The following is a 394-nucleotide window of genomic DNA, read 5'->3' as shown; positions in this document are numbered from 1 at the left end:
GCGTGAGGCGTTGTACGTGCGGGTGTCGGGTACGTCTGGCCAGGAGACGTCGCTGGTGGCTCAAGAGGCGGAACTGCGGGCTACTGCTGCCGGCGAGGTGGTGGCCGTGTTCAAGGACAAGGCGTCTGGGCTGCGGGAGAACCGGCCGGGGCTTGCCCGGCTGTTGAGGGGTGCGGCGGCGGGTGAGTTCACTGTGGTGAGAGTGACCCACCGTGACCGGCTGGCCCGGTTCGGCACGGCGTGGCTGACCGCTCTGCTCGCCCGTGACGGGGTGACTGTCGAGGTGTTGCACGCGAAGGGTTCGGCCGGTGGGGTCGAGGAACTGGTGGACGATTTCATGTCTCTGGTCGCCACGTTCGCCGGTCGGATGTACGGCCTGCGGTCCCGTGAGGCG

At 68.5% G+C, this 394-nt stretch carries 1 protein-coding gene; it reads left to right on the top strand.

All coding sequences use genetic code 11. The features are described from left to right. Positions 1–16: 16 nt before the first annotated feature. Positions 17–394, top strand: a 378-nt coding sequence (locus tag I8N68_RS32540; protein ID WP_307813064.1) for a recombinase family protein, incomplete at its 3' end; no start/stop codon positions are given.

Source organism: Micromonospora coerulea (genome assembly GCF_016598485.1).
Lineage (GTDB): Bacteria > Actinomycetota > Actinomycetes > Mycobacteriales > Micromonosporaceae > Micromonospora > Micromonospora coerulea.
The sequence above is the reverse complement of the archived record's forward strand: the minus strand, read 5'-3'. Positions and strand labels throughout refer to the sequence as shown.